21 protein-coding genes and 1 pseudogene are annotated in these 25,303 nt (G+C 62.3%); 12 read left to right on the top strand and 10 right to left on the bottom strand.

Going from position 1 to position 25,303, the window contains the following annotated elements; all coding sequences use genetic code 11:
- Positions 1-82: 82 nt before the first annotated feature.
- Positions 83-976: a potassium channel family protein gene (locus tag NG701_RS01230; protein ID WP_252563689.1), complete on the bottom strand. Its 894-nt coding sequence runs from the start codon at positions 974-976 to the stop codon at positions 83-85.
- A 527-nt stretch (positions 977-1,503) separates the two neighbouring features.
- Between NG701_RS01230 and NG701_RS21115 the strand changes: the two genes are divergently transcribed.
- On the top strand, positions 1,504-1,851 hold the full coding sequence (locus NG701_RS21115; protein ID WP_252563686.1) for a helix-turn-helix transcriptional regulator: 348 nt from the start codon (positions 1,504-1,506) through the stop codon (positions 1,849-1,851).
- The gene (locus tag NG701_RS01220) at positions 1,848-3,101 is read left to right on the top strand and encodes a type II toxin-antitoxin system HipA family toxin (RefSeq protein ID WP_252563684.1); all 1,254 of its coding nucleotides are present in this window, start codon (positions 1,848-1,850) and stop codon (positions 3,099-3,101) included. The genes NG701_RS21115 and NG701_RS01220 overlap by 4 nt, the downstream gene beginning before the upstream one ends.
- A 30-nt stretch (positions 3,102-3,131) precedes the next feature.
- On the opposite strand, the gene NG701_RS01215 is transcribed toward NG701_RS01220, so the two are convergent.
- Positions 3,132-3,887 carry an ArsR/SmtB family transcription factor gene (locus NG701_RS01215; RefSeq protein WP_252563681.1) on the bottom strand — a complete coding sequence of 252 codons (756 nt, stop codon included), beginning with the start codon at positions 3,885-3,887 and terminating at the stop codon, positions 3,132-3,134.
- Positions 3,888-4,004: 117 nt separating this feature from the next.
- On the opposite strand from NG701_RS01215, the pseudogene NG701_RS01210 reads away from it, so the two are divergent.
- From NG701_RS01210 to NG701_RS01200, 3 genes and pseudogenes are all read left to right on the top strand, one after another.
- Positions 4,005-4,482: pseudogene (locus NG701_RS01210) on the top strand (hypothetical protein).
- A gap of 39 nt (positions 4,483-4,521) precedes the next feature.
- Complete coding sequence (locus NG701_RS01205) at positions 4,522-5,883, top strand: MFS transporter (protein WP_252563678.1); 1,362 nt, start codon at positions 4,522-4,524, stop codon at positions 5,881-5,883.
- Between the two features lie 498 nt (positions 5,884-6,381).
- Positions 6,382-6,825: an SRPBCC family protein gene (locus NG701_RS01200; RefSeq protein ID WP_252563675.1), complete on the top strand. Its 444-nt coding sequence runs from the start codon at positions 6,382-6,384 to the stop codon at positions 6,823-6,825.
- A gap of 54 nt (positions 6,826-6,879) precedes the next feature.
- Here NG701_RS01200 and NG701_RS01195 read toward each other — a convergent pair whose 3' ends face one another.
- The 4 genes from NG701_RS01195 to NG701_RS01180 form a co-directional block, all read right to left on the bottom strand.
- Positions 6,880-7,905, bottom strand: a complete 1,026-nt coding sequence (locus tag NG701_RS01195; protein WP_252563672.1) for a DUF808 domain-containing protein — start codon at positions 7,903-7,905, stop codon at positions 6,880-6,882.
- 227 nt (positions 7,906-8,132) lie between these two features.
- Complete coding sequence (locus NG701_RS01190) at positions 8,133-9,089, bottom strand: lipid kinase (protein ID WP_252563669.1); 957 nt, start codon at positions 9,087-9,089, stop codon at positions 8,133-8,135.
- A 29-nt stretch (positions 9,090-9,118) separates the two neighbouring features.
- A complete protein-coding gene (locus NG701_RS01185; protein WP_252563666.1) occupies positions 9,119-10,792 on the bottom strand; it encodes a thiamine pyrophosphate-binding protein in 1,674 nt (557 codons plus the stop codon).
- Positions 10,793-10,912: 120 nt separating this feature from the next.
- On the bottom strand, positions 10,913-11,416 hold the full coding sequence (locus NG701_RS01180) for an Lrp/AsnC family transcriptional regulator (RefSeq protein WP_252563665.1): 504 nt from the start codon (positions 11,414-11,416) through the stop codon (positions 10,913-10,915).
- A gap of 92 nt (positions 11,417-11,508) precedes the next feature.
- Here NG701_RS01180 and hisC point away from each other — a divergent pair, with 92 nt between their 5' ends.
- Together hisC and NG701_RS01170 are read left to right on the top strand one after the other, a co-directional pair.
- Positions 11,509-12,606: a histidinol-phosphate transaminase gene (gene hisC / locus NG701_RS01175; RefSeq protein ID WP_252563662.1), complete on the top strand. Its 1,098-nt coding sequence runs from the start codon at positions 11,509-11,511 to the stop codon at positions 12,604-12,606.
- 55 nt (positions 12,607-12,661) lie between these two features.
- The gene (locus NG701_RS01170) at positions 12,662-14,074 is read left to right on the top strand and encodes an amino acid permease (protein ID WP_252563658.1); all 1,413 of its coding nucleotides are present in this window, start codon (positions 12,662-12,664) and stop codon (positions 14,072-14,074) included.
- Between the two features lie 203 nt (positions 14,075-14,277).
- Here the strand turns inward: NG701_RS01170 and NG701_RS21545 are convergent, their stop codons facing one another.
- Positions 14,278-14,505: a ScoMcrA-related endonuclease gene (locus NG701_RS21545; RefSeq protein ID WP_509908562.1), complete on the bottom strand. Its 228-nt coding sequence runs from the start codon at positions 14,503-14,505 to the stop codon at positions 14,278-14,280.
- 147 nt (positions 14,506-14,652) lie between these two features.
- Here NG701_RS21545 and NG701_RS01165 point away from each other — a divergent pair, with 147 nt between their 5' ends.
- Both NG701_RS01165 and NG701_RS01160 read left to right on the top strand, forming a co-directional pair.
- Entirely contained in the window at positions 14,653-15,363 is a 711-nt protein-coding gene (locus tag NG701_RS01165; RefSeq protein WP_252563655.1) for an 8-oxoguanine DNA glycosylase OGG fold protein, read from the top strand.
- Between the two features lie 99 nt (positions 15,364-15,462).
- Entirely contained in the window at positions 15,463-15,642 is a 180-nt protein-coding gene (locus NG701_RS01160) for a hypothetical protein (RefSeq protein WP_252563652.1), read from the top strand.
- Positions 15,643-15,729: 87 nt separating this feature from the next.
- Here NG701_RS01160 and NG701_RS01155 read toward each other — a convergent pair whose 3' ends face one another.
- Positions 15,730-16,599: a hypothetical protein gene (locus NG701_RS01155; RefSeq protein ID WP_252563649.1), complete on the bottom strand. Its 870-nt coding sequence runs from the start codon at positions 16,597-16,599 to the stop codon at positions 15,730-15,732.
- Between the two features lie 415 nt (positions 16,600-17,014).
- Here NG701_RS01155 and NG701_RS01150 point away from each other — a divergent pair, with 415 nt between their 5' ends.
- From NG701_RS01150 to NG701_RS01140, 3 genes are all read left to right on the top strand, one after another.
- Positions 17,015-19,141, top strand: a complete 2,127-nt coding sequence (locus tag NG701_RS01150; RefSeq protein ID WP_256475375.1) for a GmrSD restriction endonuclease domain-containing protein — start codon at positions 17,015-17,017, stop codon at positions 19,139-19,141.
- Between the two features lie 178 nt (positions 19,142-19,319).
- On the top strand, positions 19,320-22,439 hold the full coding sequence (locus NG701_RS01145) for a DEAD/DEAH box helicase (RefSeq protein WP_305884415.1): 3,120 nt from the start codon (positions 19,320-19,322) through the stop codon (positions 22,437-22,439).
- Positions 22,440-22,652: 213 nt separating this feature from the next.
- Positions 22,653-23,033, top strand: a complete 381-nt coding sequence (locus NG701_RS01140) for a hypothetical protein (protein ID WP_252563640.1) — start codon at positions 22,653-22,655, stop codon at positions 23,031-23,033.
- 118 nt (positions 23,034-23,151) lie between these two features.
- Here the strand turns inward: NG701_RS01140 and NG701_RS01135 are convergent, their stop codons facing one another.
- Both NG701_RS01135 and NG701_RS01130 read right to left on the bottom strand, forming a co-directional pair.
- On the bottom strand, positions 23,152-24,357 hold the full coding sequence (locus NG701_RS01135; protein WP_252563637.1) for a TIGR02391 family protein: 1,206 nt from the start codon (positions 24,355-24,357) through the stop codon (positions 23,152-23,154).
- Positions 24,354-25,301, bottom strand: a complete 948-nt coding sequence (locus NG701_RS01130; protein WP_252563634.1) for an S-4TM family putative pore-forming effector — start codon at positions 25,299-25,301, stop codon at positions 24,354-24,356. The genes NG701_RS01135 and NG701_RS01130 overlap by 4 nt, the downstream gene beginning before the upstream one ends.
- Positions 25,302-25,303: the final 2 nt, after the last annotated feature.

The raw sequence follows: 25,303 nt of genomic DNA, 5'->3' as shown, positions 1-25,303 counted from the left end.
GTTTTCAGCGGTAAGTGTCCTGTTTTCGCAGCATTACTTGTCCTGGCGCATCAACTGGTGACTTGATGAATTCGCGACCTTCCTATTTGGTGTGAAGTTCCCGTGGCCGTCGGTGTCTGTGGTGCAGCGCGTAGCTGTCAAACACCTCCGACGACGTCGTCCCTGGATGGCCGAACTTGCCGCGGAGTACCTCTGCGAGATCGTCCAGCGCTGCATGAAGCATCCGTCCGGCAAACCGGAGTTCCGGGTTTTCACTGAGTTTGGCCTCAGACGCCAACTGGTGGGCATAGGCAACGGTGGCCGGCAGGGAACCCCTCTGCTCGACTTCGCGGAAGTAGTAAGTTTCATGGAACGACAGCAAATCTATGCTGACGGAAGCCACGTTTTGGGCCAGCGATTCGAGTAGCCCGGCGGCATGCCGTGGTTCCAGCGAAGTTAAGCCCTCGGGACCTGCCGCTTCCCTGAACAGGTTCAGGTGGTGGGCAACAGCCCGGCGCCGGCTAAGGGCCGGGTATGTTTGCAGGATCCAAGTGACCGTGGCCGTCAGCAACCCGAACCCTGTGACGGCCTGGAAGGCCGCGACGAGTCTGAGCAGCGGATGCGCTGCGACAATTTCGCCGAACCCCACGGTGGAAAGAGTGACCATCGAGATGTAGAGCGCTTCGGCGAAGTCGCCCCGCTGTGGCACCCCGCCTTCGTAAACGAAACCTTGGGGCAGATGTGGCAGGTACAGCAGGGCCCAGCCTATGGCCGCCAGGCCGGCCCAGGCGCCGATAACGGCAGCCATCGCCAGGGGTGCCGCGATGGTGGAGCCCCGGCCCCTTAACCTTCTCGACAGAAGCCAGAATCCGCGCATTATCGTCCGGCCCACAGGACCGGACCCGTGCGGATAAAGGAGCGTGTGAAAGACGTCTGCGGCCATCAGCAGAATCAGCCCGGCGCCCATCACCGTCCAAAGCGCGTCCTCGAAGTCCATGCCTCATCTTAGAGGCGGAGAATTCTCTTGCGGTCTTCATGGCACCGGTGAATCCAAGCTTGTTCGTTGTCGAAGGGCTCTCCATCCGACACCCCCTTGGCAGCGCAGGCAAACGCGGGTGCGGTGGCCTCATGCAGAAAATGTATTAACACGATGTAAGCCTCCCGGATGGGGAAGTACGACGGCGGCGCCCGGGGTTGGGTGCCGCCAGTCGCTTTTAGGTGTACATGAGGGAGCCCGGGGTGGTGAGCTTTTCGCCGGTTTCCAGTCAGGTCTTCAGCCCAGCGCCGGCCGGGCAGTCAGTTCTTGTAGTAGCCCGCTACTGCGCAGCCGGGGCATCCATCGGCGTCTCCCGGATCGAACGTCTTCGGCAGCACTACCTTGACCTTCCTTGCCGATGTTCAGCGGCAGGGTTGGGTATGTGATGCCATGTCCGTTGTCGCGCTTCTTATCAAAGCGGTCGAGGCCGGCGATCAGTTGGCCGCCGGAGTTGCCAGGCTGTTCCCTCAAACGAGGCTACTAGGTGCGTGACGGGTGAAGATCGTGAACATATCAGAAATAGCTACGAATGTTCACTATCTTCACCATCTGTTTCTCATGCCTGTTATGGTGAATATATGGAACATCCGGCTGATACTCCGTTCTTCCGCGCCATGGATTCGAAATCCTTTGGCGCTTCGGTCCGTAGCGCCCGTCAGGAGCGGAAGCTGACGCAGAGCGGCTTGGCCGAGCTCATCAACGCGAGCCGTCACACCATCGTCCGCCTGGAACAGGGCGAGAATGTTTCTTTGGAGACGGCTATCGCGGCGGTGCGGGCCCTTGAGCGGGACATTGCCCTTATTCCGCGGTTTTCACGTTTAGACGTCAAGCAGTGAGGCGGAATGAGCGGCTGGCCGTCTGGCTGCATGGCCGGCGGATTGCCTGGCTCACGGGAACGTCGTTGCGTCCGCGGCTTGAATACCTCCCGGACCTTGTAGCTGAGTACGGTGCCGGCGCTGCCCTGCTCTCGTTGTCCTTGCCGTTGCAGTCCAAAGCCATCAACGGTCCGGCAGTGCTGAACTTCTTCGATGGACTCCTCCCGGAAGGTCAGGTTCGTGCGCACTTGGCCGACCTGCATGGCGTTGCTTCCATGGACATCAAAGCGTTGCTCGCGGCGGTGGGCGCTGACTGTGCCGGCGCGGTGCAGGTCCTTCCCGACGGCGTGGATCCCGAGGAGGGGGGAGAACTGCTGCCGATGACCGAGCAGGAAGTCGTGGCCGCCGTCGAGTCCCTCCCCGCTTGGGACCTCCCTGCGGACTTCGCCATCACCACGTCCCTTGGCGGTGTCCAGTCCAAGGTCCTGTTGTCCAGCAGCTTGTCGCCAGGCGACAGTGGCTGGTATTGGCCGGCCCGGGGCGCCGCCTCCACGCACATCATCAAACCCGACCCGCTTGATTCACCGATCCCGGACTTGCTGGCGGCCGAACATTGGGCGCTTGAGCTGGCCCGGGCGGCAGGCCTTCGTGCGGCACGGACACGGATGGAGACGTTCGGCACCCGGGATGCCCTGGTAGTGGAACGCTATGACCGAACCGAGGACCACAAGCGGATTCATCAGGAAGACTTCACCCAGGTTCTGGGGATTGCGTCTGCGGCAAAGTACGATCAGTCGGCCGCGGCACCGTCACGCCTCGCGCAAGTGGCTGCGATCGCGTCGCCGCACAGCCGAAATGCTGCGGCTTTCAAGAGTGAGTTGTTGAAGGCTGTGGCTTTCAATGTCCTTATCGGCAACGGCGACGCCCATTCCAAGAACTACTCGGTGCTTATCCGGGAAACGGGCGAGGTGCAGTTAGCGCCCCTGTATGACGTCGCGCCAACGCTGCTGCTATATGCGCGCAGCTCCAATGCAGGGCATTCAGTGGCCGGTCAGGCCCGGCTGAACTACATCACCCTGGACCATCTTGTGAGGGAGGCTGGCAGTTGGGGGATGGACGTCGAGGAAGCCCGCTCCGGCGTGACGGGCATCCTCGTTGCGGCGGCGGAGGCTCATACGTCCGTTCCCCGGCGCCTCGCGCACCTGCCCGCCCTCGTGGCTGCTCGTGCAGAAGATCTCATTGCTGGCAGCACGGCGCGCAGGCAGCTGTAACCGGACCAGATGGCGCTGGCCGGAGCCGCCTCAGGTGTACATGAGTGAGCCCGGCGTGGTGAGCTTTTCGCCGGTTTCCAGCCAGGTCTTGAGGCCGGAGAGGATCATCGGCCAGCCGCCGTAGAGCTGTTCGTTGGCGCCTTCGCGGAGCTGGTCGTGGGTGACGGTGAGATGGCAGGAATCGCCCACCGGTTCGATCTCCCAGGTGATGCGTGAGGTGCCTTCGGCCTTCACGTCCTCGCCCCAAAGCGCAGTCATGGTCTGAACGAGTTTGCGTGGGGGATCGACTTCGATGTTCTCGCCTTCGCCCAGCAGCGCTCCGTCGGCCTTCGGGTTGCCCATTTCGAAGCGGCTGCCCGTGGTCCAGTCGGATTTGATGCTGTTGCCGAACTGGTACTTGCTGCGGATCTCGCTGGTGGTGATGGCTTCCCAAAGCCGCTCCGGAGTGGTCTTGATGTAGATTTCGAAGATCTTTTCCATGGGACTTTCCAATCTGGTTTTGAGGTCGCTGAGGGCAGCGGCCCATGGTTGTGCGTATTTGCTGACCCAGCGGTCGTGGACCAGGCGGATGGGCACCGGATTGAGGAAATGAAGTTTCTCCCGGCCCCGACGGCGGGTGACCACCAGGCCGGCTTCCTCCAGCAGCTTGAGGTGCTTCATGACCCCGTAGCGGGTCATCTCGAAACGGGCCTCGAGCGCGTGCAGGGTCTGCCCGTCCTCCCGGAAGAGCTCATCGAGCAGGTCCCGGCGGGTGGGGTCAGCGAGGGCCTTGAATACGGCGTCCACGGTTCAAGAATAGGTGACCATTTAGTCACATGTCAACGGGTTTTAGATGCCGTTCCCACGAAGACCTGACCCGGGAAAGGCGTGTCAGTGGGCAGGTCCAGGTGGGACGATGAATCCGTGGACCAATTCTTCGACTTCCTTCGCCACTACTGGTGGCTCGTCTTCCCTCTCAGCGGAATGGCCGGAGGGTGGGCCAGGCAGTGGTCCAAGGCCAGCGAACGCCGGCACCGTCGCCGGCTGGAGCTGTACAAGCTCAAGAACCAGGCGGTGCAGGCGGAACAAGCCAGCCAGGCCCAGGTCGCCGCCCTGTTGGCAGCGCATGATGCCGTGAACCGGCGGTGGCTACGTCGCGGAGCGGGAAGCCAAGCGGATCAAGGACAGCAACTTCACGGGGCCCGAACGCCAGCGGCTGGCAACGGCCAGGAAGCTGCTCAACATTGCCTCGGACAGTGCCGCCACGCCGGCGGAGCGGCAGACAGCGTACAGGCGCGCCCGGCGCGAGCTGGATGGGCTCATCGTCCTGCCCGAAGCGACGCTGGCCGCCCTGGAGCAGAAGATTGCCGGCGAGCTCGACTCGCCGCGCGCCCCGGAGTAGGTTCGTGACCCAAAGCAACGATGCACCAGACTTAGGGGCGTGACGAACAGACCCCGTCCCGGCCTCGCGATCGCTGCGCTCAGCCTCGGCACCTCCCTGAACCCGCTGAACTCGTCCATGATCGCCGTCGCGCTGGTGGTTCTGCGGGAGGATTTCGCGCTCGACGTCGCCACCGTCACCTGGGTGATCACCTCGTTCTACCTCGCGTCCGCGGCCGGGCAGCCGCTCATGGGCAGGCTCGCGGACCGCTTCGGGCCGCGCCGCCTGTTCACGTTCGGGATGGCCCTGGTGGCGGTGACCTGTGCGCTGGCTCCGTTTGCGCCCAACTTCGCGCTGGTCTGTGTAGCCCGCGCGCTCATGGCCGTGGGGACCGCGACGGCGTACCCGTCCGCCGTCGTGATGGTCACCGAACTGAGCCGGCTGGCGAAGCTGCCGTCCACCCGCCCGCTGGGCCGGATCCAGATGGCGAACACGTCAGCGGCCGCGGTGGGACCCGTCGTCGGCGGTTTGCTGGTGAGCCTGCTGGGCTGGCAGGCGCTGTTCGCCGTCAACGTGCCGCTCGCGCTGCTGGCGCTGATTGTGGTGCACCGGGCGGCGCCGGCCGATGCCGGACGCGAAACCGGGAAGCTTTCAACCCTGATCCGTGACTCCGACATCCCCGGCATCCTGGCCTTCGTCGCCTCGCTGATGCTCGCGATGATGGCGCTGCTGAACGTGATGCCGGGATACCGCTGGTGGCTCCTGGGCGCGGCGACCTTCATTGCCGCGCTGTTCGCGTGGCGGGAGCTGCGCTTCCGTCCGCCGTTCCTCGACTTGCGGCTGCTTGGCCGGAACAGGCCGCTGCTGCTGGTGTATCTGGTGTTCGTCGTCTTCAGCGGCGTCTACTACTTTGCGTTCTTCGGCCTGCCGCAGCTGCTGCAGGAGGCGGGACATTACGACGCCGGGCTGGTGGGCCTGCTGATGCTGCCCCTGGCGGCGATGTCCGTGCTGGTCACCCCTGTGACGGTACGGCTGATTGAGCGGTTCGGCGTGCGTTCGGTGATGATCGCCGGCGCGCTGATCCTGCTGGTTGCCTCGGCCGGCCTGGGGGCGTTGACGTTGTCCCTGTGGCCGCCATTGGTCTTTGTGCTGACCGCGTTGATGGGTGTGCCGTACGGAGTGGTGAGCACGGCGTCGAACCAGGGACTGTACGTGTCCGCCCGGCCGGAGGAGAGGGGAGTGGCGGCCGGTATTTTCCAGACCTGCCGCTACCTCGGCGCCATCACGGCGACGGTGCTGATCGGTGTGCTGTACGGGCCGGGCGTGAACCAGGCTAACTGGGGGCTGATGGTTCTGGTGATGCTGGGGCTGGGCGCCGTGGTGTTGGGGTTGGCGGTGGCGTGGAAGCGGAAGGGCGCTTAGGTACATTGACACGGGTGGTCGCATCACCATCAGGCGTCGCTGTGCTGATTCATGAGAAGCCGAAGACCAGCGGGAAGATCACAACCACGATCGCGGCCCTGGCCCCGTAGACCGGGAGGTACCGCGTCTGCCCGCGCTCGAGCACCTTCGCGCAAAGCACGGGTGCTGCGGTGGCGCCAGGAAGCCGCCAGGACGTGCATTCCCTCCTTCAAATCCGGCTTTCGGCCCTCCCAGGGGCGCAGTGCTTGCCCCGCTCGTTGAAACGCCGCTGGACTCCGGTTGTCGTTCCGATCGAAGGTATTGACCCGGTTCCCGCTAGGGGCTATCGTGACGCCGTGGCCACGGCCACGGCCATGACAGGAGGGACCATGAGGATCCGCGCAACGGTTTCGAGGCCGGGCGCCAAGCACCAAGCGTCGCAACCTGTCTGGCCGTCCCAGCCTGGTCGACCGGGCTCGCACGCGACGGCGTGCTGCCGACCCTGAGAAAGGACGCCTCATGAGAAGGCTCCAATTGGAATCGCGCACCGAGCTGGAGTCTCCGGCTTCGAAGGTCTTCGACTTCGTCGCAGACCACACAAACGCGCCCCGATGGCAAAGCGGCATCGATGAGATACGACGCATCACGCCGGGTCCTATCGGCGTTGGCACGGAACATGAACTAACGCGGCGATTCGCAGGGATGAAGGTGGTCGCCCGCAACCGCTTCACCGCCTACGAGCCCGGCCGCTTCGTCGCCTTCGAGATTCCTTCTGGCAAGATGACCGGAGTCGCCTCCTATCTGGTCGAGCCCACGGGTGCCAACAGCTGTCGGCTCATCAGCAACGTGGATTTCCAAGTGGCCGGGCTAGCCCGGTTCGCCATTCCCCTTCTGAAGCGGATATTCAAGCGGGACGACGAGAAGGCCCTGGCCAGGCTCAAGGTCCTTATGGAGCACCCTTAGCGATTGATTGTTCCCCTGTGTCGACGCACCGCCACCTCGACGAAAAAGGGAGGGCTAAGGGGCGGGATCGGCGTTCCGTTTTGTCGGCCGATAGCCGGCGATTGCGGCGCGGACGTCGCCCTCCTCGTGTTCGCCCTTCTTCTTGCCGAACGGCAGAACTTTTAGCAGCGGGTGCACGATCGCCATGACGAGGAGGCCCCATGCGAGTCCGAGGAAGGCCGAGCACAGGGTGTTCACGAGCCAGGCCAGGAAGCCGCCCACCACCGGGATCCCGACGAAGGGGGCCTCGAGGACATGGACGAAGTCATAGGGCGCGTGCCAGCCGAGGTCGTATGCTCCCTGCAGCATGATGTGGCCACCAACCCAAAGCATGGCGATGGTCCCAATAAGGGTGATCGCAGCAAGCACTGAGGGCATCCCCTTGACGAGCAGCTCGCCGAAGCGCTGGGAGCCCGCGGAATCCTTGGCGGCCAGGTGAAGGCCGACGTCGTCCATCTTGACGATGAGTGCAACGGCACCATAGACGAGCACCGTGATCACGAGGGCAACAACGACCAGAATGAGAGCCCGGACCCACAAGGACTCGTCGGCCACCTCGTTCATCGAGATGACCATGATCTCGCAGGACAAGATGAAGTCGGTGGTGATGGCGCCCTTGGTAACCTTCGCCTCCGCCTCCGGTCCCCGTTCGACTGCCGGCGCATCTTCGTCCGCGGAGTGGTGTCCGCGGAGCTTGTGCCAGGCCTTCTCGGCACCCTCGTAGCAGAGGTACGTGCCGCCCGCCATAAGGATGAACGGGATGGCCCATGGGACGAAGGCGCTGATGAGCAGCAGGGCCGGCAGGATGATCAACAGTTTGTTGCGGAGCGAGCCCCAGAAGATCCGCTTGATCATCGGCAGTTCGCGGGACGGGTCCGCCCCCGACACGTACTGCGGGGTGACGGCGGCGTCATCGATTACCACGCCGGCGGCCTTGGCCCCCGCTTTGGCCGCTCCGGCAGCGACGTCGTCCACCGAGGCGGCCGCTATGCGGGCCAGGGCTGCGACGTCGTCCAGCAGGGCGACGAGACCGCCGCTCACAGATCGCCCCGGTGCTGCTCGAGGGCGGACGGCTGAGTGTGGATGCCTCGGTCGAGGCGTCTGATTGGCATGTTTGGAGTATATCGACGGCGGGCCTTCGCTAGCCCGCCACCGCCGCCTTCGCGCTGCGAGGCCTTCATCCACTCGCTCAGCCACGGAGCCCTGCTGGCCGCCTCGATCAGCGAGTCACAAGAGATGTGCGCGCGACCTGACTAGTTAGCAGGCTTTCATACGGACGGCCAGTTCGCGGCGCCCGGTCCGTCTAACAAAGCGCTGGTGCTGCTCTGAGGCACCACGACGTGGACGGCGTTGCGCTGGACGGTGAAGTCAGTGGGCGTGGTGGTCGCGATCTCGCCGTCGAGGTTCACCGGCAGCGGCTGCTCGGTGACGAGCCGGACGCTTCGGCTGGTGAGGTGGTACACCCGGTCGTGTTCGATGAAGCTTCCGTCCTTGAGCAACCGCGCGATACTCACATGCTCCCGGAGTGGCCCCGCCAGGATCGCGTAGATGTCGAGGGTGTGGTCGTCGATCCCTGCCGTGGGGGAGACCGTGTTGCCGCCGCCGTAATGCCGGCCGTTGCCGACGGCCACCTGAAGCAGGCTGTCGAGTTCCATCGGCTCGTGGTCCCCGTCGGGGAACTCGAGACGGGCCCGGAACGCCTTGTGCCGGGCATAAGCCGTTAGCGTGGCGATGCTGTACGCCAATGGCCCGATGTACCGCTTCAAGCGGGGGCTGAGAGCCTCGGTAATAGCCACTGACAGGCCCACGGACGCGACGTTGAGGAATGGCTCACCGTTGGCCCGGCCGAGGTCGATGTCCACCACCTTCCCTTCTGCAACGGCAGCGCACGCCTCGGCAAGATTGTTCGGTATCTCCAGCGTGCGGGCGAAGTCGTTGGCGGTCCCCAGTGGAAGAACACCGAGCACAACGTTGGTGCCGGCAACCCGACCGGCGGCGTAGGACACCGTCCCGTCGCCGCCACCGACAACAATCAGGTCGTGCCCGTCCGCAAGCACCCGATCAAGCGTCCCGGCCAGGTCTGCCCCCGACAGCACGTGGTGCACGGCGGAGATGGGCACGCCTGCCTTTTGCATCGTGTCCACCGCAAGTTCGTGTGCCGCCCCTCGGCGTGATCCGGCGTTGATCACAACGGCGGCAGAGCGTGCGTCCCGGGCAGCCTTCATCTGGACATGTTAGGCCGTGGACCTGTGAATCAGCCCGCCACCGCCGCCTTCGCGGCCTGCGAGGCCTGCATCCACTCGCTCAGCCACGGGGCCCGCACGCTCGAGGTGATCCGGCAGTCGGCCACGAAGGTTCCCTTGGCGCCGGCGTCGATCCAGTCTGTGAGCGCGGCAAGGTCCGCCAGTGAGCGGATGATCGCAGACTCGGCACCGAGCGCGCGGGCGATCCCGCTGAAGTCCACCTCGGGGATCAGCATGGGCTTTTCGGTCAGGCCCTGGGAGCCGTACTGGTGGATTTCGGCTCCGTAGGCGGCATCGTTGTAGATCACGACGACGGCGCTGCTCGCCGCGCCAATGAGCGATTCGAGGTCGGACAGGCCCATCAGGAAACCGCCGTCGCCGGAGGCCAGCACCAGGGTGCGGCCGTCCTCCACTGCGCGGGCTGCCCCGACGGCGCTGGCAAGGCCCAGCCCGATGGCCTGGTAGGCGGTCCCCACCATGACCAGATCCTGCGGCCGCGGGATGCGCCAGTACATGGGTGCCCAGCCGACGAAGTGCCCACCGTCCTGGACCACCGTGCGGCGCTCCGGCAGCACCGCATCCAGTGCCGTGGCCAGGGAGCGCGGGTCCAGCCGGCCGTCCGGGGTCTCGTCGGAGCCCGGGTGATGCGCCGGTGCTTCGGCCAGGCGCCTGCGGGCTTCCGCACGCCAGGCTTCTGCGCTGCTGGCGTCCGGCGAGGCCGGGCCATCCAGCATCCCCAGGATGTGTCCCGCGGCGGACTTCACGTCCGCGCTGACGAACATGTCCACCCGGGGGTGCGTCGGCTGCAGGGCGGTGTCGATCTGGATGACGGTGCTGTCGGGGCCGAGCAGGTGCCCGAAGCGCATGGTGAAGGGGCTCAGGCTGGCCCCGGCCACGAGGACCACATCGGCCTCACCCATGAGCCCGGCCGCGGTGTCCGTGCCGAAGCCGCCCGCGACGCCGAGGTATCCGTCGCCCTGGAGGAGGTTGAGCGCCAGGGCGGTTCCGCCGGTCAGTGCGCCCAGGCGGTCGGCGAGCTCCCGGAGTTCCGGGCCGGCTCCGGCGAGATGCGCACCGCGGCCGGCGAGGATCAGCGGCCGCTTCGCCCCTGCGAGCAGGCGGGCTACCTGCCCCAGGCCGCCGTCGACGTCGTCAATTACCGCTGCTGCCAGCGGCTCGGGAACCTCTTCGTCCGCAGCCTCGAGTGCCGCGAGGTCGTAGGGGATGGCAATGACGACGGCGGTGCGCCGGGTGAGTGCGTACTCCACCGCCTGCCGGGTGATGGAGCCCGCGGCTTCGCGGGTGACGGTGAAGGTGGCCGCGCCGAGGCCTGCGGCGATGGCCGCCTGGTCCACGTCCTGGGGCCGGGCGCCGCTGCTCGGAGCGTCCCCGGTGACCAGCACCACGGGGATTTGGGCCTGGACCGCCTCGGCGAGGGCGGTCAGTGCATTGGTGTAGCCGGGGCCGTAAGTGGTGGTGCCCGCGGCCAGTCGTCCTGACGTCCGGTAGTAGGCGTCGGCCGCGGCGATGGCGGCGCCTTCATGGCGGACGGGGGAGAAGCGGAGGCCCAGCTTTTCCGCGGCGTCCAGGAAGTAGACGTTTCCGTTGCCCATAACGCCGAAGACATCGCTGAGGTAGCTGCTGAGAACCTGTGCCACGCGGCCGGAGACGGTAAGTGAAGTCATGCAGGAAGCTTGTGCGCTGGGTCACGGATAGGCAAGAGAGACGAATTTGAGTGGGATATTTGGCAGGAGGAGGTAGGTACTAGTGAAAATATGCGCACTTGTGGCGTGCATCACCCGTACTTAGCTGGACGGGCGGGATTCCTGCTCCGACAGCCGGCTCAGGAGGCCGTCGTAGCGGGGCGGCATGAGTTCCAGCACGGAAATGGCTGTGCTGGTCCGTTGGATCCCCTCGATTTCCAGGATCTGGTTGGTGATGCGGTAGAGATCGGCCGTGCTGCGGGCCACCACCTTGGCCATGAGGTCCGCATCCCCGGTGGTGGCGTGCACCTCGATGACCTCCGGAATTGCGGCGAGCCCGTCCTCCACCGCACCTGTCCGCGTCTGGCTGATGGACAGTGAGAGGAAGGCCATCAGGTCATAGCCAAGCGCGGCGGGATCCAGTCTCCTGCTGAAGGAGCGGAGGGCGCCGCTGCGCTCGAGCCGTGCCAGTCGGGCGTGGACCGTGTTCCGTGCGACGCCGAGCGTCCGCGATAGTGCCAGGGCGCTGGCTTCCGGATCCTTGTCGAGGGCCAGGATGATCCTGCCGTCGAGCGAATCCACGGTGCGGGGGTTCGGGATGGTCATATTTTCACCACAGACAGTAGAAGTTGAGCAGAAGTCCCAATGGGTTGAGCGTATCTTGCATTGTGGGCCGGGTCACAACATGATCGTTGCTCATGACCCGTGATCAGCTCCTGACCGCACCGGACACTGCGCTTCCCACCCTTCGCAGCGCGGTGTCCGGCCTCCCGCCCTACGTCCCGGGCCGGCGCACCGCCGGCACGGACATCGCGGCCCTCGCCAGCAACGAAAGCCACTACGAGCCACTACCCGCTGCCGCCGCTGCCGTGGCCGCAGCGGCCGGTACGATGAACCGCTACCCTGACAGTGCCGCCGTCGAACTCCGCGAACGGATTGCGCAACACCTCGGCGTCACCGCCGGAGAGGTCGCGGTGGGACCCGGCAGCATTGGCGTCCTCCAACAGATCATCACCGGCCTGTGCGACGCCGGAGATGAAGTGATCTTCGCGTGGCGCTCCTTCGAGGCCTACCCCATCCTGGTTGAGCTTGCAGGCGCCCTGCCGGTCCGCATCCCGCTGGACGACGTGGAGGGCCACGATCTCGATGCCATGGCCGCGGCCGTCACTGCCCGCACGAAGGTGATCCTGCTCTGCACCCCCAACAATCCCACCGGCGTGCCGATCAGCCACGAACGCATCGAGGCCTTCCTGCGAACCGTCCGCTCGGACATCCTCGTGGTGATCGACGAGGCCTATGTGGAATACGCCGAAGCGGGCAGCGGCCCCGATTCCCTGGCGCTATACCGCCAGTACCCGAACGTCTGCATCCTGCGCACCTTCTCGAAGGCCTACGGGCTCGCCGGCCTGCGCGTGGGCTACGCCGTGGCGGCGCCGGCCATCGCCGAGGGACTGCGCCGGACGGCCCTTCCGTTCTCGGTGAGCGCGCTGGCCCAGAAGGCGGCCGTCGCATCGCTGGACGCCGCGGAGGAGATGGAAGCCCGGGTCGCCGCGGTCAGGCAGGAGCGCGAACGGATGGCCGCGCAGCTGGAAGCCCAGGGCTGGAAACTGCAGGCGAGCCAGGGCAACTTCCTGTGGATCCGTGCGGATGACGATCTCTGCGCGAGGCTGGTGGACGCCTTTGACCGCGCAGGCATCCTGGTCCGGGCGTACCAGGGCGACGGCGTGCGGATCACCGTTGCCAGCCCCGCCTTCAACGATCGCGTGCTCCGGCTCCTGGAAGCCCACGCAGCCTGACGAGGCGACTGACCTGAAATTCAATCCGTTCCACCTACAACCAGAGGACTCCCCAATGGAACAACAGACAAAGACGTCTGGCCGCGCACTGGGCGCGGCACTCAAACCCCGCCAGCTCACGATGATGGGCCTCGGAAGCGCCATCGGCGCGGGCCTCTTCATCGGCTCCGGCGCCGGCATCCAGGCCGCCGGGCCTGCGGTGCTGATCTCCTACCTCGTGGCCGGCACCCTCATCATCCTGGTGATGTGGGCCCTCGGCGAGATGGCCGCAGCCAATCCGGACAGCGGTGCCTTCTCCGTCTACACCGCCAAGGCCTACGGGCCGGTGGCCGGTGCCACGGTGGGCTGGCTCTGGTGGCTGCAGCTCGTGGTGGTCATCGCGGCCGAAGCGCTCGGTGCTGCAGGCCTGCTGGCCACCATCTTCCCGGCCCTGCCGGTGTGGCTGATGGCCTTCGTGTTCATCGTGGTGCTCACCGCCGTGAACCTCACCAGCGTGAAGAACTTCGGCGAGTTCGAGTTCTGGTTCGCCCTGCTCAAGGTGGCAGCAATCGTCGGGTTCCTCCTGGTGGGTGCGGCCCTGCTCTTCGGCTGGCTGCCGGGCGTGCAGTCGCCCGGCCTGGCCAACTTCACCGGCCCCGGGTTCGCGCCCGACGGCTTCGCCGGGATCGCCACGGCACTTTTCGTGGTGGCGTTCGCGTTCGGCGGCACCGAGATCGTGTCCGTGGCGGCAGCTGAGACCGCCGAGCCTGCCCGCAGTGTGCGGACAGCAGTCCGGACCGTGCTGTGGCGCATCCTGGTCTTCTACATTGGTGCGATCTTCGTGATCGCGGCAGTGGTTCCCGTGGGTTCGGCGGGGCTGAAGAGCCCGTTCGCCGCGGTGTTGGAGGCCGCCGGCATGCCCGGTGCGGCCACCGCCATCACCCTGGTGGCCGTGGCGGCACTGCTGTCCGCCCTCAACGCCAACCTCTACGGCGCCTCCCGGATGGCGTTCTCCCTCGCCGAGCGGGGTGAAGCACCACGCCTGCTTGCTTCCGTGTCCAAGGCCCGGGTCCCGGTTGTCGCAGTCCTGGCCAGCGTCGCCTTCGGCGTTGTCACGGTTGTGCTGGAGCTGGCTTTCCCCGAGAAGGTCCTTCCCGTCCTGCTGAACATCGTGGGCTCGACCTGCCTGCTGGTGTGGACATCCGCGCTCCTCGCCCAGCTCGCGCTGCGCCTCCGCGCCGACCGGGAGGGAACGGAGCTTCCGCTGCGGATGCCCGGCTTCCCGTGGCTCACGTGCTTTGGCCTGCTCATCCTCGCGGCGATCTTCACGGTGGGCTTCATCGGCGAGGACTCCCGGCCCCAGCTCCTGAGCACTTTCGGGCTCGTGGCGCTCCTGGCGGTGGCGAACTGGCTCCACCACCGTTCCGGCAGGATTGCGCCCGTTGTCGAGTATTCGGATGGTGCCAAGCGGCCGGTGCTCATCGACTGATTCAACAGCGTTGAATCACTTGGGGGTTCGATGCCCGCGGAGGGCGCGTCCGGTTTGGCCGGGCGCGCCTCCGCGAATTACACCGGAGGAGCGTATCGAAACCGGTGTTTCTGTTCGGAATCGATGTCTCTGGTCCTGATAACAGTGGTGACGGGCATGAAACGAGTTATCGAGCTAGCCCTGGTGCGCTTTAGTCTGTCGGTCTAGGAGACCCAATGGTGTTGCTGATGCCAAGCGAAGTAATGTCGCGATTTGTTGTCATGGGCTAGGCACCGTCGGCTTGCAATTGCTTGCCCGCGATCGATCACCACGTACCGGTGAGACTCCTTGAACCTGGTCCGGGAAATGAACTCCTCGCCACCGAGCTCGTGCCATAGCTCTATCGCTTTGCGAATGCTCGGCGACTCTAGATCGGCCCAGGAACTCTTCATACGTTTATTCATACCGGATGTCGGAGTAATAAGCGGTCAAGGCCCTTCGTGGCTCGCGCATTCGAGCTACTAGTGACAACCGCGCTGGCGTTTCCTGAAGAAGGTGTCCTGCATGCCAGCGTCTGCCTGCCCCAGTAGAGTCAGCTCATGATCAACGAAGATTCGGACCTGCCCGACGACATTTTCGCGAAACTTCCAGGTTCCTCCGCTGTTTTGAACCACGCGGTATCCGTGGATACTGACCGCTGGAAACGCGCTCTTGGCGCTCGCGGGTTACCCCCAGCTCAGGGGAAACTTGCAGGATCCGGAACCATATCAGTGACACGCAAAGAAGTATTCGACCTTGGAGACCAGGTCCTGACAGTCGAGAACGCCTTTCAGTTGTTTTACTACTCTCTTGCGTGGGGCTTGGGCACCCGAGCGCCGCGGCTACATCAGCGGCTGGACGGACTAGCTGCCGACCCGGAGAAAGCGGGGAAGCTTCTCCTTGCCGCATGGACTTTGGTGCGGGATGGAGCCCCTGCTTGTGATGCCTACGGCACGCTGACCACCAACCGAGGCGCCGGACGAATACCGTGGTTCGGGCCAGCGTTCTCTACCAAATTCCTCTACTTCGCCCAAGGTAGCGTAGCCAATCCAAAACACATCATCCTGGATCAGGTTGTCTCGAAAAATCTGCGGCTAGACGCGTGGCCACAGGCACCAACTGCAGGTTGGTGGCCAGAGACATACGAACGTTACTGCGGACTACTTGGACGTTGGGCTGATCAAGCAGGCGAACGGCTGCACGGGGCACGGCGTGTTCGAGCCGATGAGATCGAGCTAACCCTTTTCAGACGTCACCTTCCAATCACATAGGGTCGTACGAGCCAGCTCGAAGGGGAAGGTTGCTGGCTCCGGAGCCGGAAGCGTGCGCGGAGTTAGGGCCGTTCACTGACGCCGGGTGTGGTGGAAACCTTGGACGAGCGGGCAAGCGTAAGAATCGCTGGTGGCTTCTGGCCGGCCGGCGGCCGGCTGGCTTTACTCCGGAAGATCCACCTTTTCGGCGCGCGGGGCTTCGGGGAATCGACGTTCATCAAGCCCGGCCCGTCCGCCATCCCGGTGGTGTTCGAGCTCGGGGGAGTAGGTTCGGCTTGACGACCTGCTGCGACCTGAGTAAAAACGTACATGCCTCGCGCGTTCCAACCTTTTAGTGACGTCCGCTCGGGTGCAGAGGCCGCTCGGCTAACGCCGCGTCACCAAGCCTGCCGTGAACCACTGAACTAACGTTGCGGCGGTCATGACGGCTACCTCTGCCGCTTCGTGTGTAATCACAAGATCAGGGTCATGATGACCCCCGTGGCGGTCTGCCTGTCCGGCCCAGAGCATCTTCATCATGGACAACAATGTGGAGCTTGCTGGAGTATGTTCGTCTTCGCGTTGAAGAGGGAGAGACCAATCACCTGTATTCCTGATCTGCGAGTTGATCTTTCCCAGCGTCGCGCTGGTGTCATTGGGGCTGACCACCGGAATGGCGGCGTCTTCAACGGCCTTCACGGAAAGCGAGTAAGCAAGCGAAGGATTTGGGTCGATACCATATATGGCTGCCCATGCCTGAGCGAGGCGGGCACCGGCATGACCGCCAAAGAGGATGGCGTTATCCACAGCAGTTTGGACGGAATCTGGCACTCTGCGGACTAAACCTCTTGATCCGGACCGTTCTCCTACTCTCCACATCGATCCCGACTCTTCAAGCACGATATTCAACTTGTCAGCCGCATGCTCGGTAGATCGAGTTGCTAGCAAAAAATCAGCAACGCGCAATTGCGCTTGCACGACTTCTGTTGAGCCTCGTATTTCTGACATCCCAGTTTCTGCACTATATCCACGATATGGAATCGCAACCCTGCACCGTCTCTCCACCTGCCGAACAAGGTCTTGATCCAGGAAGTAGTCCAACGCGCCGGGATACTCCTCTGAGCGTTGAGAGAGCAGGAGCTGTGTCCTCATCCAATCCCAGAACGACTCTGCCATCCAATCGGGGACGCCATCGTGCAGCGCATCGTATGTGGTGGTGTCGGACTCGAATCCGAGCGGTCGCCAGTTGTCATTCACGGCTCAAGTTTGCCAGACAAAATGACGCTGTTGTTGTCAGGGACGTGCCGAAACATGGCCTCAACTTCACGCGGTCGCGTCTTGTGGAATTGGAGATGTGGGATTTTTACCTTTTCAAGCTGGAACTAGTATCAAAAAGGCGATCCTCCCGAGATCAACTGCTCGTGTTAATGAAGTCATGTAGCGACGGCGAAGGACGCTGTTGCTCACCGACCCGGGGAAAGAATCATCATTTTCAATGCGATGGCAACGTGGCGCCAGCGAGCTCGCGGCAGGCCCATATAAGCTCGTCGTGTTTAGACACCTAAACCAGCCGATGGCTGACTAGGTGCCGCGTCAGAGTGCACTGATCTTGTCGTGACGAGGAGATGAGCAATTGGATACCGCTGTTCGAACGCCCTTGGAAGTGTTCACTATGCCTCAACATCTAGTAGTGCCCCTTTTTCAACGCCCTTATGTCTGGGACCAGGAAAATCAATGGGTACCGCTTTGGCAGGATATCCGGCGCTTGGTGGAAGTGCGGCTTACTAACTCCGTTGCCTCCCCGACGCACTTTCTTGGCGCGCTGGTGTTGCAGTCCATGCCCGGCCAGCTGGGCTCTATGCAGTCTTGGTTAATCATCGACGGCCAGCAGAGGCTCACTACGCTCCAGTTGTTGTTTGATGCTGCTGCCTCTGTGTTCGAGTCGAGAGGGTTGGACCAGATTACGGGGCAACTTGAGGCCCTGACGCAAAATCCAAGTGCCTTTGTGCAGGACGATGATGTCTCTCTCAAGCTGCGCCACACCAATCGAGATCGAGCAGCTTATGACGAGATAATGCTTGCAGATCCGCCAGTCAGCTACGCAGCCCTAACCCATGCTTCGTCATTGGTAACCCGAGCCCACCGGTACTTCGCGGAGCAAATCACGTGTTGGACCGGAGAGGCAGGAGAGGAGAAGGCGGCGCTAAGAGCGAGTGCGCTGGCTAATGTCCTCACTCAGTCCCTTCAGATGGTCGTCATCGGGTTGCGTGCGGACGAGAATTCTCAGGAAATTTTTGAAACCTTGAATGCTCGCGGTACGCCTTTGACCGCTGCCGATCTAATCAAAAATTTTGTTTTCCAACGCTTGACGGCAGAGGGCGTCGACACACACATGGCCTATAAGGAGTTGTGGCCTTTTGACACGAAGTTCTGGGAAAAAGAAATCAGTGTCGGTCGATACCCGATTTCACGGGGTTCGCTATTCCTTAACCAATGGCTTGTCTCAAGAGTGGGCGAGGAGATCGGTCCAAAATCAACGTTTACCCGGTTCAAACATTATGTAGAGCACGAGGCCGACCAGTCTATGGCGGCGCTGCTGATGAATATTAAAGAGCAAGCGGGACGCTACCAGGGGTGGACTGAACGAGCAGCCGACCCCCACGCAGCCCTGAACGCCGCTGAAATGTGTGTCTACCGCTCTCAAGCCGCCGAAATTGAAGCGCTTAAGCCTGTTTTGCTGTGGCTTCATGAGCCGGGTTCCTCGATCGCTTCAGGCACCAGGAACTTGGTGATTGCCATGATGGAAAGCTGGTTCATGCGTCGGGCATTGTTGAGGCTTTCCCTGGGGGACATGGGCCGGGTGATAGCGGACATAATTAAGACTCACCGGGGTACTCCTGATTCAGAGCTGACTCAGGGGATTAAGTCCTATTTGACCAGGCAGAACGCCGCCAGCACTTACTGGCCGGGTGATGTAGAGCTGCGAAAAACTCTTGCTGACGATGCGGCGTACCGCCGCTTCAAACGTGGTCGTTTGCGGATGTTCATGGAAGCTGTCGAGGACCATTACCGCGGGTATACCGGCTCAACCCCCTCACGGACTGGGACTCGAGTCCCACGTCTCGGCTTCCCTATCGAACATATGATGCCCCAAAATTGGGCCGAGCATTGGCCGGTCGCCGACCTGGGTCAAGAATTGGAGCGTGAGGCGCACGTCCATCGGCTAGGAAATCTCACCCTTCTGACTTCCTCTCTGAATTCCGCTGTTTCTAATGGACCATGGTTGGGAGAGATGGGCAAAAGAGCCAAGCTTGAGCGTCATGATGTCCTGCTGATGAATCGGCGGATCTACGAGTCCGCCACCGATGGCTGGACCGAGGAAAAGATTGACAAGCGCACCGCTGAAGTTGTGGAGGCACTCATCGCCACTTGGTCGGTGCCGGAGGGGCACACAGGGACCGTTAGCACGGGTACCTTGGCCGCCATTCCAGAGACCACCACGCGAGAGCTGGTCGCCTCTGGCCTGCTTCCTTCAGGCACGATTCTCCGAGCCCGCTATGGACAGTGGGGGGATCGACGCTGTGAGGTTTTGGAGACGGGCGAGCTACGAACTGATGATGGTAAGAGATTCACAACCCCTTCAGGCGCCGGCCACCATATACGCAAAGGCGCAACAAACGGGTGGGCGTTCTGGGAACTGCCCGACGGTCGTCGGCTCAGCTCTTTACGTATCGAATATCACTCCTCACGGCGGAGCTTGGAAGATCCCCTGGGACAAGAACCAACGCTATTTACCTAGTTCCTCCCGTCCCCAGCTGCGACCCTCACCTGCTGCTACTGGCAGGCAGGGGGCTGTTGTATGTGGCGAAGTACTGGGAAATGCAACATTTTTGAAACAGCCAAACAAAGGAATCGTGAGGCTCATCCGCTAACCTGGCGCTGTGACTAATTCCATTGGGGGAGTGGTGGCGGAGCAGCTGCCCGAAGGCTTATACGAACTACTGAAAACCGACCTAGTTGGCCAGCGGTTGGGCCGCGAAGCAGAATTGCAGCCGATCTTCGCGAACGTAGACGACGAAGACACCCCGGCCATCCTCTCCCGCCACGTTGCCGACGCCGTACGTCAAGCCCTCACCATAGCCAAACCCGGCGACAGAGTTGGTCTAGCCAACCGCCTGCTCCAGCAACTGAACACAACAGACCGAATCGAAGACGGCCCCACCCAGCTCCAGTCCCTTCACCGCGCGGACACACTCAAACGCCGCCAACTCCGCCGCCCCACTACGAAGCTGAGTGACTCCGCGCTCCTCACCAACAGCAAGGACGAGCCGAATCTCGCCGCGGAGCTCCGGGCCGAGATCGAGTCCGCCGACAATGTGGATCTGCTCTGTGCCTTCGTCCGGTGGACGGGCCTTCGCCTGCTCGAGCCCGCCCTGGAGCAGCTCAAGGAGCGGGGAGCCCGCCTGAGAGTCCTCACCACCACCTACATGGGCGCCACCGAACGCCGAGCCATCGACGAACTTGTCAATCGTTACGGCGCCGAGGTGAAAATCAACTACGAAACCCAGGCCACTCGCCTGCACGCCAAAGCCTGGCTGTTCCGGCGCAACTCCGGCTTTGACACGGCCTACGTAGGAAGCTCCAACCTCAGCCAGGCTGCGCTGCTCGATGGTCTTGAATGGAACGTCAGGCTCAGTTCAGTCGGCACGCCCACTCTGCTGCAGAAGTTCGAGGTCACCTTCGACAGCTACTGGGAGCAACGCGCATTCCAGAGCTATGATCCGGAACGCGACGGCGAAAAGCTAGATGCAGCATTAGAGCGAAACGGCGGCAGGCGAACCGCAGCGCCGGACGCGACTACCGGACTGGAAGTCCAGCCGTACCTCCACCAGGAGGAGATGCTAGAAGAGCTGGAAGCCGAGCGGCTCAAAGGCTTCAACCACAACCTCCTGGTCGCCGCCACCGGCACCGGGAAGACAGTGATCGCGGCTCTGGACTACAAGCGCCTGCGTGAGGCTGCCGGCCGCGATCTCAAGCTCCTCTTTGTCGCGCACCGGCAGGAAATCCTCAAACAGGCTATGGGTACTTACCGGGACGTTATGCAGGACGGTGCCTTCGGCGAACTCCATGTAGGGGAGCATAAGCCGAACGGTTGGAAACACATCTTCGCCTCCGTCCAGTCCCTGTCCTCGCTCGGCATCGAACAGCTGGAATCGGACTTCTTCGACGTCGTCGTCATCGATGAATTCCACCACGCCATGGCGCCCACCTACCGGCGCCTGCTGGATCACCTGAAGCCACACCAACTTCTCGGACTCACCGCGACGCCGGAACGCGGCGACGGTGTTAACGTCGCCAAGATGTTCTTCAACGGGCGCACCGCCAGCGAACTGAGACTGTGGGACGCCCTGGACGCTGACCTGCTGGTTCCGTTCCACTACTTCGGCGTCTCGGACGACGTCGATCTGAGCCAGCTGGAATGGAAGCGCGGCAACTACGACGCAGCCCAGCTCAGCAACCTCTACACCGGCAACGATGCCCGTGCTGCCAAGGTGATCCGCGAACTCCGCGACAAGGTCACCAGCACTGACCAGATGCGGGCCCTTGGCTTCTGCGTATCGGTCCAACACGCCCACTACATGGCTGAGGTGTTCAACCGTGCCGGAATAGCGTCCGTTGCCGTCGACGGCAGCACCGACGATGCCGACCGGGCAGCGGCACTAGAGTGCCTCCGCCGACAGGAGATCAACTGCATCTTCGCTGTGGATCTCTTCAACGAAGGCCTCGACCTGCCGCAGGTGGACACCATCCTGCTGCTCCGGCCCACGCAGAGCGCAACAATCTTCCTCCAGCAGCTGGGGCGGGGGCTGCGCCGTGCTGAGGGCAAAGCCGTGCTGACAGTCATGGACTTCATCGGCCAGCAGCGGCGGGAGTTCCGCTTCGATTTGCGCTACCGGGCGCTGACCGGTTACGGGCGCAAGGAGCTGGAGAAGGCTGTCGAGGATGAGTTCCCGTACCTGCCGTCCGGCTCCCAGATCGTGCTGGACCGGGTGGCGCAGAAGGTGGTGCTGGACAACATCAAGGCACAGCTGCGGTTCAACCGGGCACAGCTGGTCCGGGACATCGCCTCGTATGCGGAGACCGAGCTGGAGTCCTATCTGGAGCAGTCCGGGAACAACGTGAAGTCGATCTACCGTTCGACCAGGGACTCCTGGACCGGCTACCTTCGACAGGCGGGGCTGATCGAAGGGTTCTCGCCGCTGGAGTCGGTCCTCCGCGGGAAGATCCAGGAACTCTCAGATGCCGATGAGAGTAGGCTCCTGGGCCGCATGGCTGCGCTTATCCATGTGGACGATCCGGAACGTGCCGAGGCCTATTCAATGCTGGTCAGCCCCGATGCGCCCCGATGCGCGGAGCTAGGAACGCGGGAGCAGACTTTCGCCCGCATGCTGTTCTACACCCTGTGGGACGACGGCGGCGGTTTCAAGACGTACGACGCCGGCCTGGACTACCTGCGCGGCTACCAGTTTGTCTGCAGCGAGATCCGCCAGCTCGTGAAACTCGGAGTGGCCGCGTCCAAGCACGCTGCAAAAGGCCTCGGAGCGGGGCTGCAACATGTGCCGCTGCTTTCCCACGCGACCTACCGGCGCGAAGAGGTCCTGGCGGCCTTGCAATATGGATCGCTGGAGCTTGGCAAGAACGTGCAGCACCGTGAGGGCGTGGCCTGGTGTCCGGCGACATCCACCGATGCCTTCTTTGTCACCCTCAACAAGGATGACAAGAAGCACTCGGCGACCACAATGTACAAGGACTACGCCATCAGCCCGGAACTGTTCCACTGGGAGTCGCAGAACGCGACCTCGCCGGGGAGCCCAACGGGCAAACGGTACCTGGAGCGGGCCTCGCACGGCTCGAAGATCCTAATATTTACGCGGGATACTGCGGACGACGAGACCGGACTGACCGTTCCCTACACGTGCCTCGGACAGGTGGACTACGTTCAGCACGCGGGCGAGAAGCCGATTGCCATTACGTGGAAGCTGCACCGGCCGATGCCGGCTGATGTGTTCGCGACTGCCACCGCCGTAGCTACATGATGTGCCCGGAGGTCCTGACATGCAGGATGCAACTAAAACCACAGGGGTCGAATCGTGTTTAGTGGCTTTCTGGCGTAATTGCTTCGAAAACATAATGGAGTCGCCACACTACTGTAGCGACCCTATTACGACCGGTAGGTCCAATGATAATGACTCTAAATGGACGAGGTCCTAGGATGCTACTCGAAGCATGGTTGCCACAAAATTGAGCAGATGATGACCATCGCGGCCGCCATGAAGCGGATGGACTCGGGGCACGCAAAGCCGCGACCACAGCATGCAACGCGCAAGACTCAGAGATACCGCCTTACCGACCGCTTCACGGTGGAAGAACTGGCACAACTCGTCGCCCGGTACCAAGCTGGCGAGATGAGCACGGCGCTGGCTCGTGAGAAGGGCGTCGCCAAGTCGACCTTCCTGCGCCTGCTCGCCGAGCACGGTGTCTCATCCAGGCATCGCGGTCTGACGCCAGACAAGGAGAAGGAGATTCTTCGGCTCCGGAAGCCTAGAATGGTCATCCGAGAGATAGCCAAGCGCGTCGGCTGCAGCTATGATAATGCCCGATTGTTTCTACTAGGTAGTACTTCAGACTAGTGTGTGGACTTATCGTCCTTGTTTCGGTCTTCGTGCGGCGGTGAGAGTGTCGCTTTGGTGACTGTGCTGAAGCCCGGCTTCGATCCGGACGATGCCGTAGGCAATGATTGCCGCGCCATCAGCGCTGCGCATATTCGCGTAGCTTGTCCTCGATCCAGTGCCCTACCTTGGAGGAGATCTTGTCCGGGTGCTTCTCCCGCATGTATTCCATGAAAGGGAGCATGCCTGCCTCCTGATTATTACCGTAGGCGTCCACCGTTGGACGCTCGATAAGATCATCTAGATCAGCTTTGGTTAGTTCTTCAGCTATAACTTCAAGCCTCATCAGCATGACGTTGCTATGATCATAGCTACGGGTGAAGTCGGCTTCTGCAAGCCATTTTTCCTTCAGCACTCGGCGCACCGATGATGACTTCAATTCCTCTGGCAGGTTGATGCTATCGAGCCATCGCCCGCCTTCGAACAATCGGTAGAAGGCAGAGGCTGAAAGGCTACGTCGCTTGGCGCTGATGAGATCCTCGACCTCGGCAATCACTTCGTCGCTCACGTAGCGTGTGATCAGATCGTAGGCGAGACTTGCGAGTGAGATGTAGTGTAGCGCGAGGTTTGACTCAAGCGGCGTTGCGGGAGTGTGCGCTTTCTCGTTCCGCAGGAATTGAATCGACATGTTCAGATACTTAACTCCATCATAGAAGTCTTTCTCGGAGGGGTTGCGGCTAGCATGACCGAAAATCTTCGCCTGGTTTGATGCTGCGAATGCATCAGTGGCCTTCTCGCTGCCGGTCTTCTCGCGGAGCTTTTCTCTCACGAGCTTGTACGACTCCTCAACCGCGTGAAAGTAGTCTCCATTGACCAGATACTGGTCAATATGGTTGTAGATGTCCTCATGGATCTCGATCTGAATCTTATTGGCCGCGACTGTCGCCTCCGTAGTGAAGCTAGCGTGTACGCCACCGGCTAACGGTGTCTTCGTATCTTCCGCCTGCTGGCTGCTCAAGCTGCGCGCGATGTCATGTATTCGGACAACCTGCTCATCAGTGATCTCGGCTCCCAAAGCAGCTGCCGCTTTCTTGGCATCGAGGTACTCAGCGAGTGCATGCAGGGAAGTGGCAACCTCGACGTCGGATCCGCTTTTCCAGAGAGCACGGATCCGATTTGCCTTTGAATCGCCGAATCCGGGGTAGCGTTCAGCATCGTAAATATCGATGTTGAGTTCACGAAAGAAATTCGCGAACGAGGCGTTCGAGAAGTCAAGAACGTACCCACTTGTCATGCCGAGAAGGGCTTCGAGGTACGTCTTGTTAGCTACGCTGAGTCGGCTCATTCGATATCTTCTTTCCTTGTCTGGGCGTCCTGACCGAGTGCTCGGGCGGCGTCCGACATTTCAGTTTCGTTTCGATCACGAAGCAGGTTGTAGAGCCAGTCAGGAACAAGTGGTGCATCACGTCGAAGTGCAAAGAGCTGCGACTGCCATGCGACGAGTTGCTCCGGTTGAATCGGCGCGGTGCGATTGGCAGAGATTGCGTCCTGGATTTCGTTAGCGAGTGCCTCTCTCTCGCGTCCAGCGGCACGCACTTTTTGAAACTCATCCCAAGCGTCCAGTAGAGGGGGCATGACCGGGATGGCAACGACCAGCAAGAAGGTCGCCAGGCTGAAGCCGCTAGCAATGGAGATTGTTACCGCCATAATCGCCCACGCGACCAGCAGGCCAAACCACAGGGCCGCGTTCCGGTCAAGGAGCCGTCGGGAATACGCGACGTTACCGCGTTGGGCAATCGCGATAGCGACGGCGCCAGGCACATTCTGCTGAATCGAATACCAATCGCGGAGTCTCTCTATCGAGTAGGCATAGCGCCTGCTCGCTCTTGCGCCAGCCCCAGCACCGGTGAGCTGCGATATGTCTTCGGGAAGCACGCGCAGTTCCCGCACTGCGATCGTCGGCATTCCGAAGATCGTTGTATCAAATTGCTCCTGTATGGTCGCCGCGCGGGTTGCACCACGACGCTCCAAGAATTTGAAGAGAACATGATTTAGGGCGTACCAGACTGCGGCCACGGTAGCCGCGGGGACCGCAGCCTCTGGCCAGATAGCGGTCAGGATCGGTGCGCCGATCGCTACGACACCAACTCCCACTCCACGAACGCTCGTCCAAATCTTCGTCTTTGAATAGAGTCGCCGCTGAGCGAGTAACAGCTTTAGGTTGGCATCAAGGTTCTGTGCCTTCGCAACATCGTTTGCTGATGGGGGCTTGTAAGACGGATCTGCCATTG

This window comes from Pseudarthrobacter cellobiosi (assembly GCF_023913815.1).
GTDB lineage: Bacteria > Actinomycetota > Actinomycetes > Actinomycetales > Micrococcaceae > Arthrobacter > Arthrobacter cellobiosi.
The sequence above is the reverse complement of the archived record's forward strand: the minus strand, read 5'-3'. Positions and strand labels throughout refer to the sequence as shown.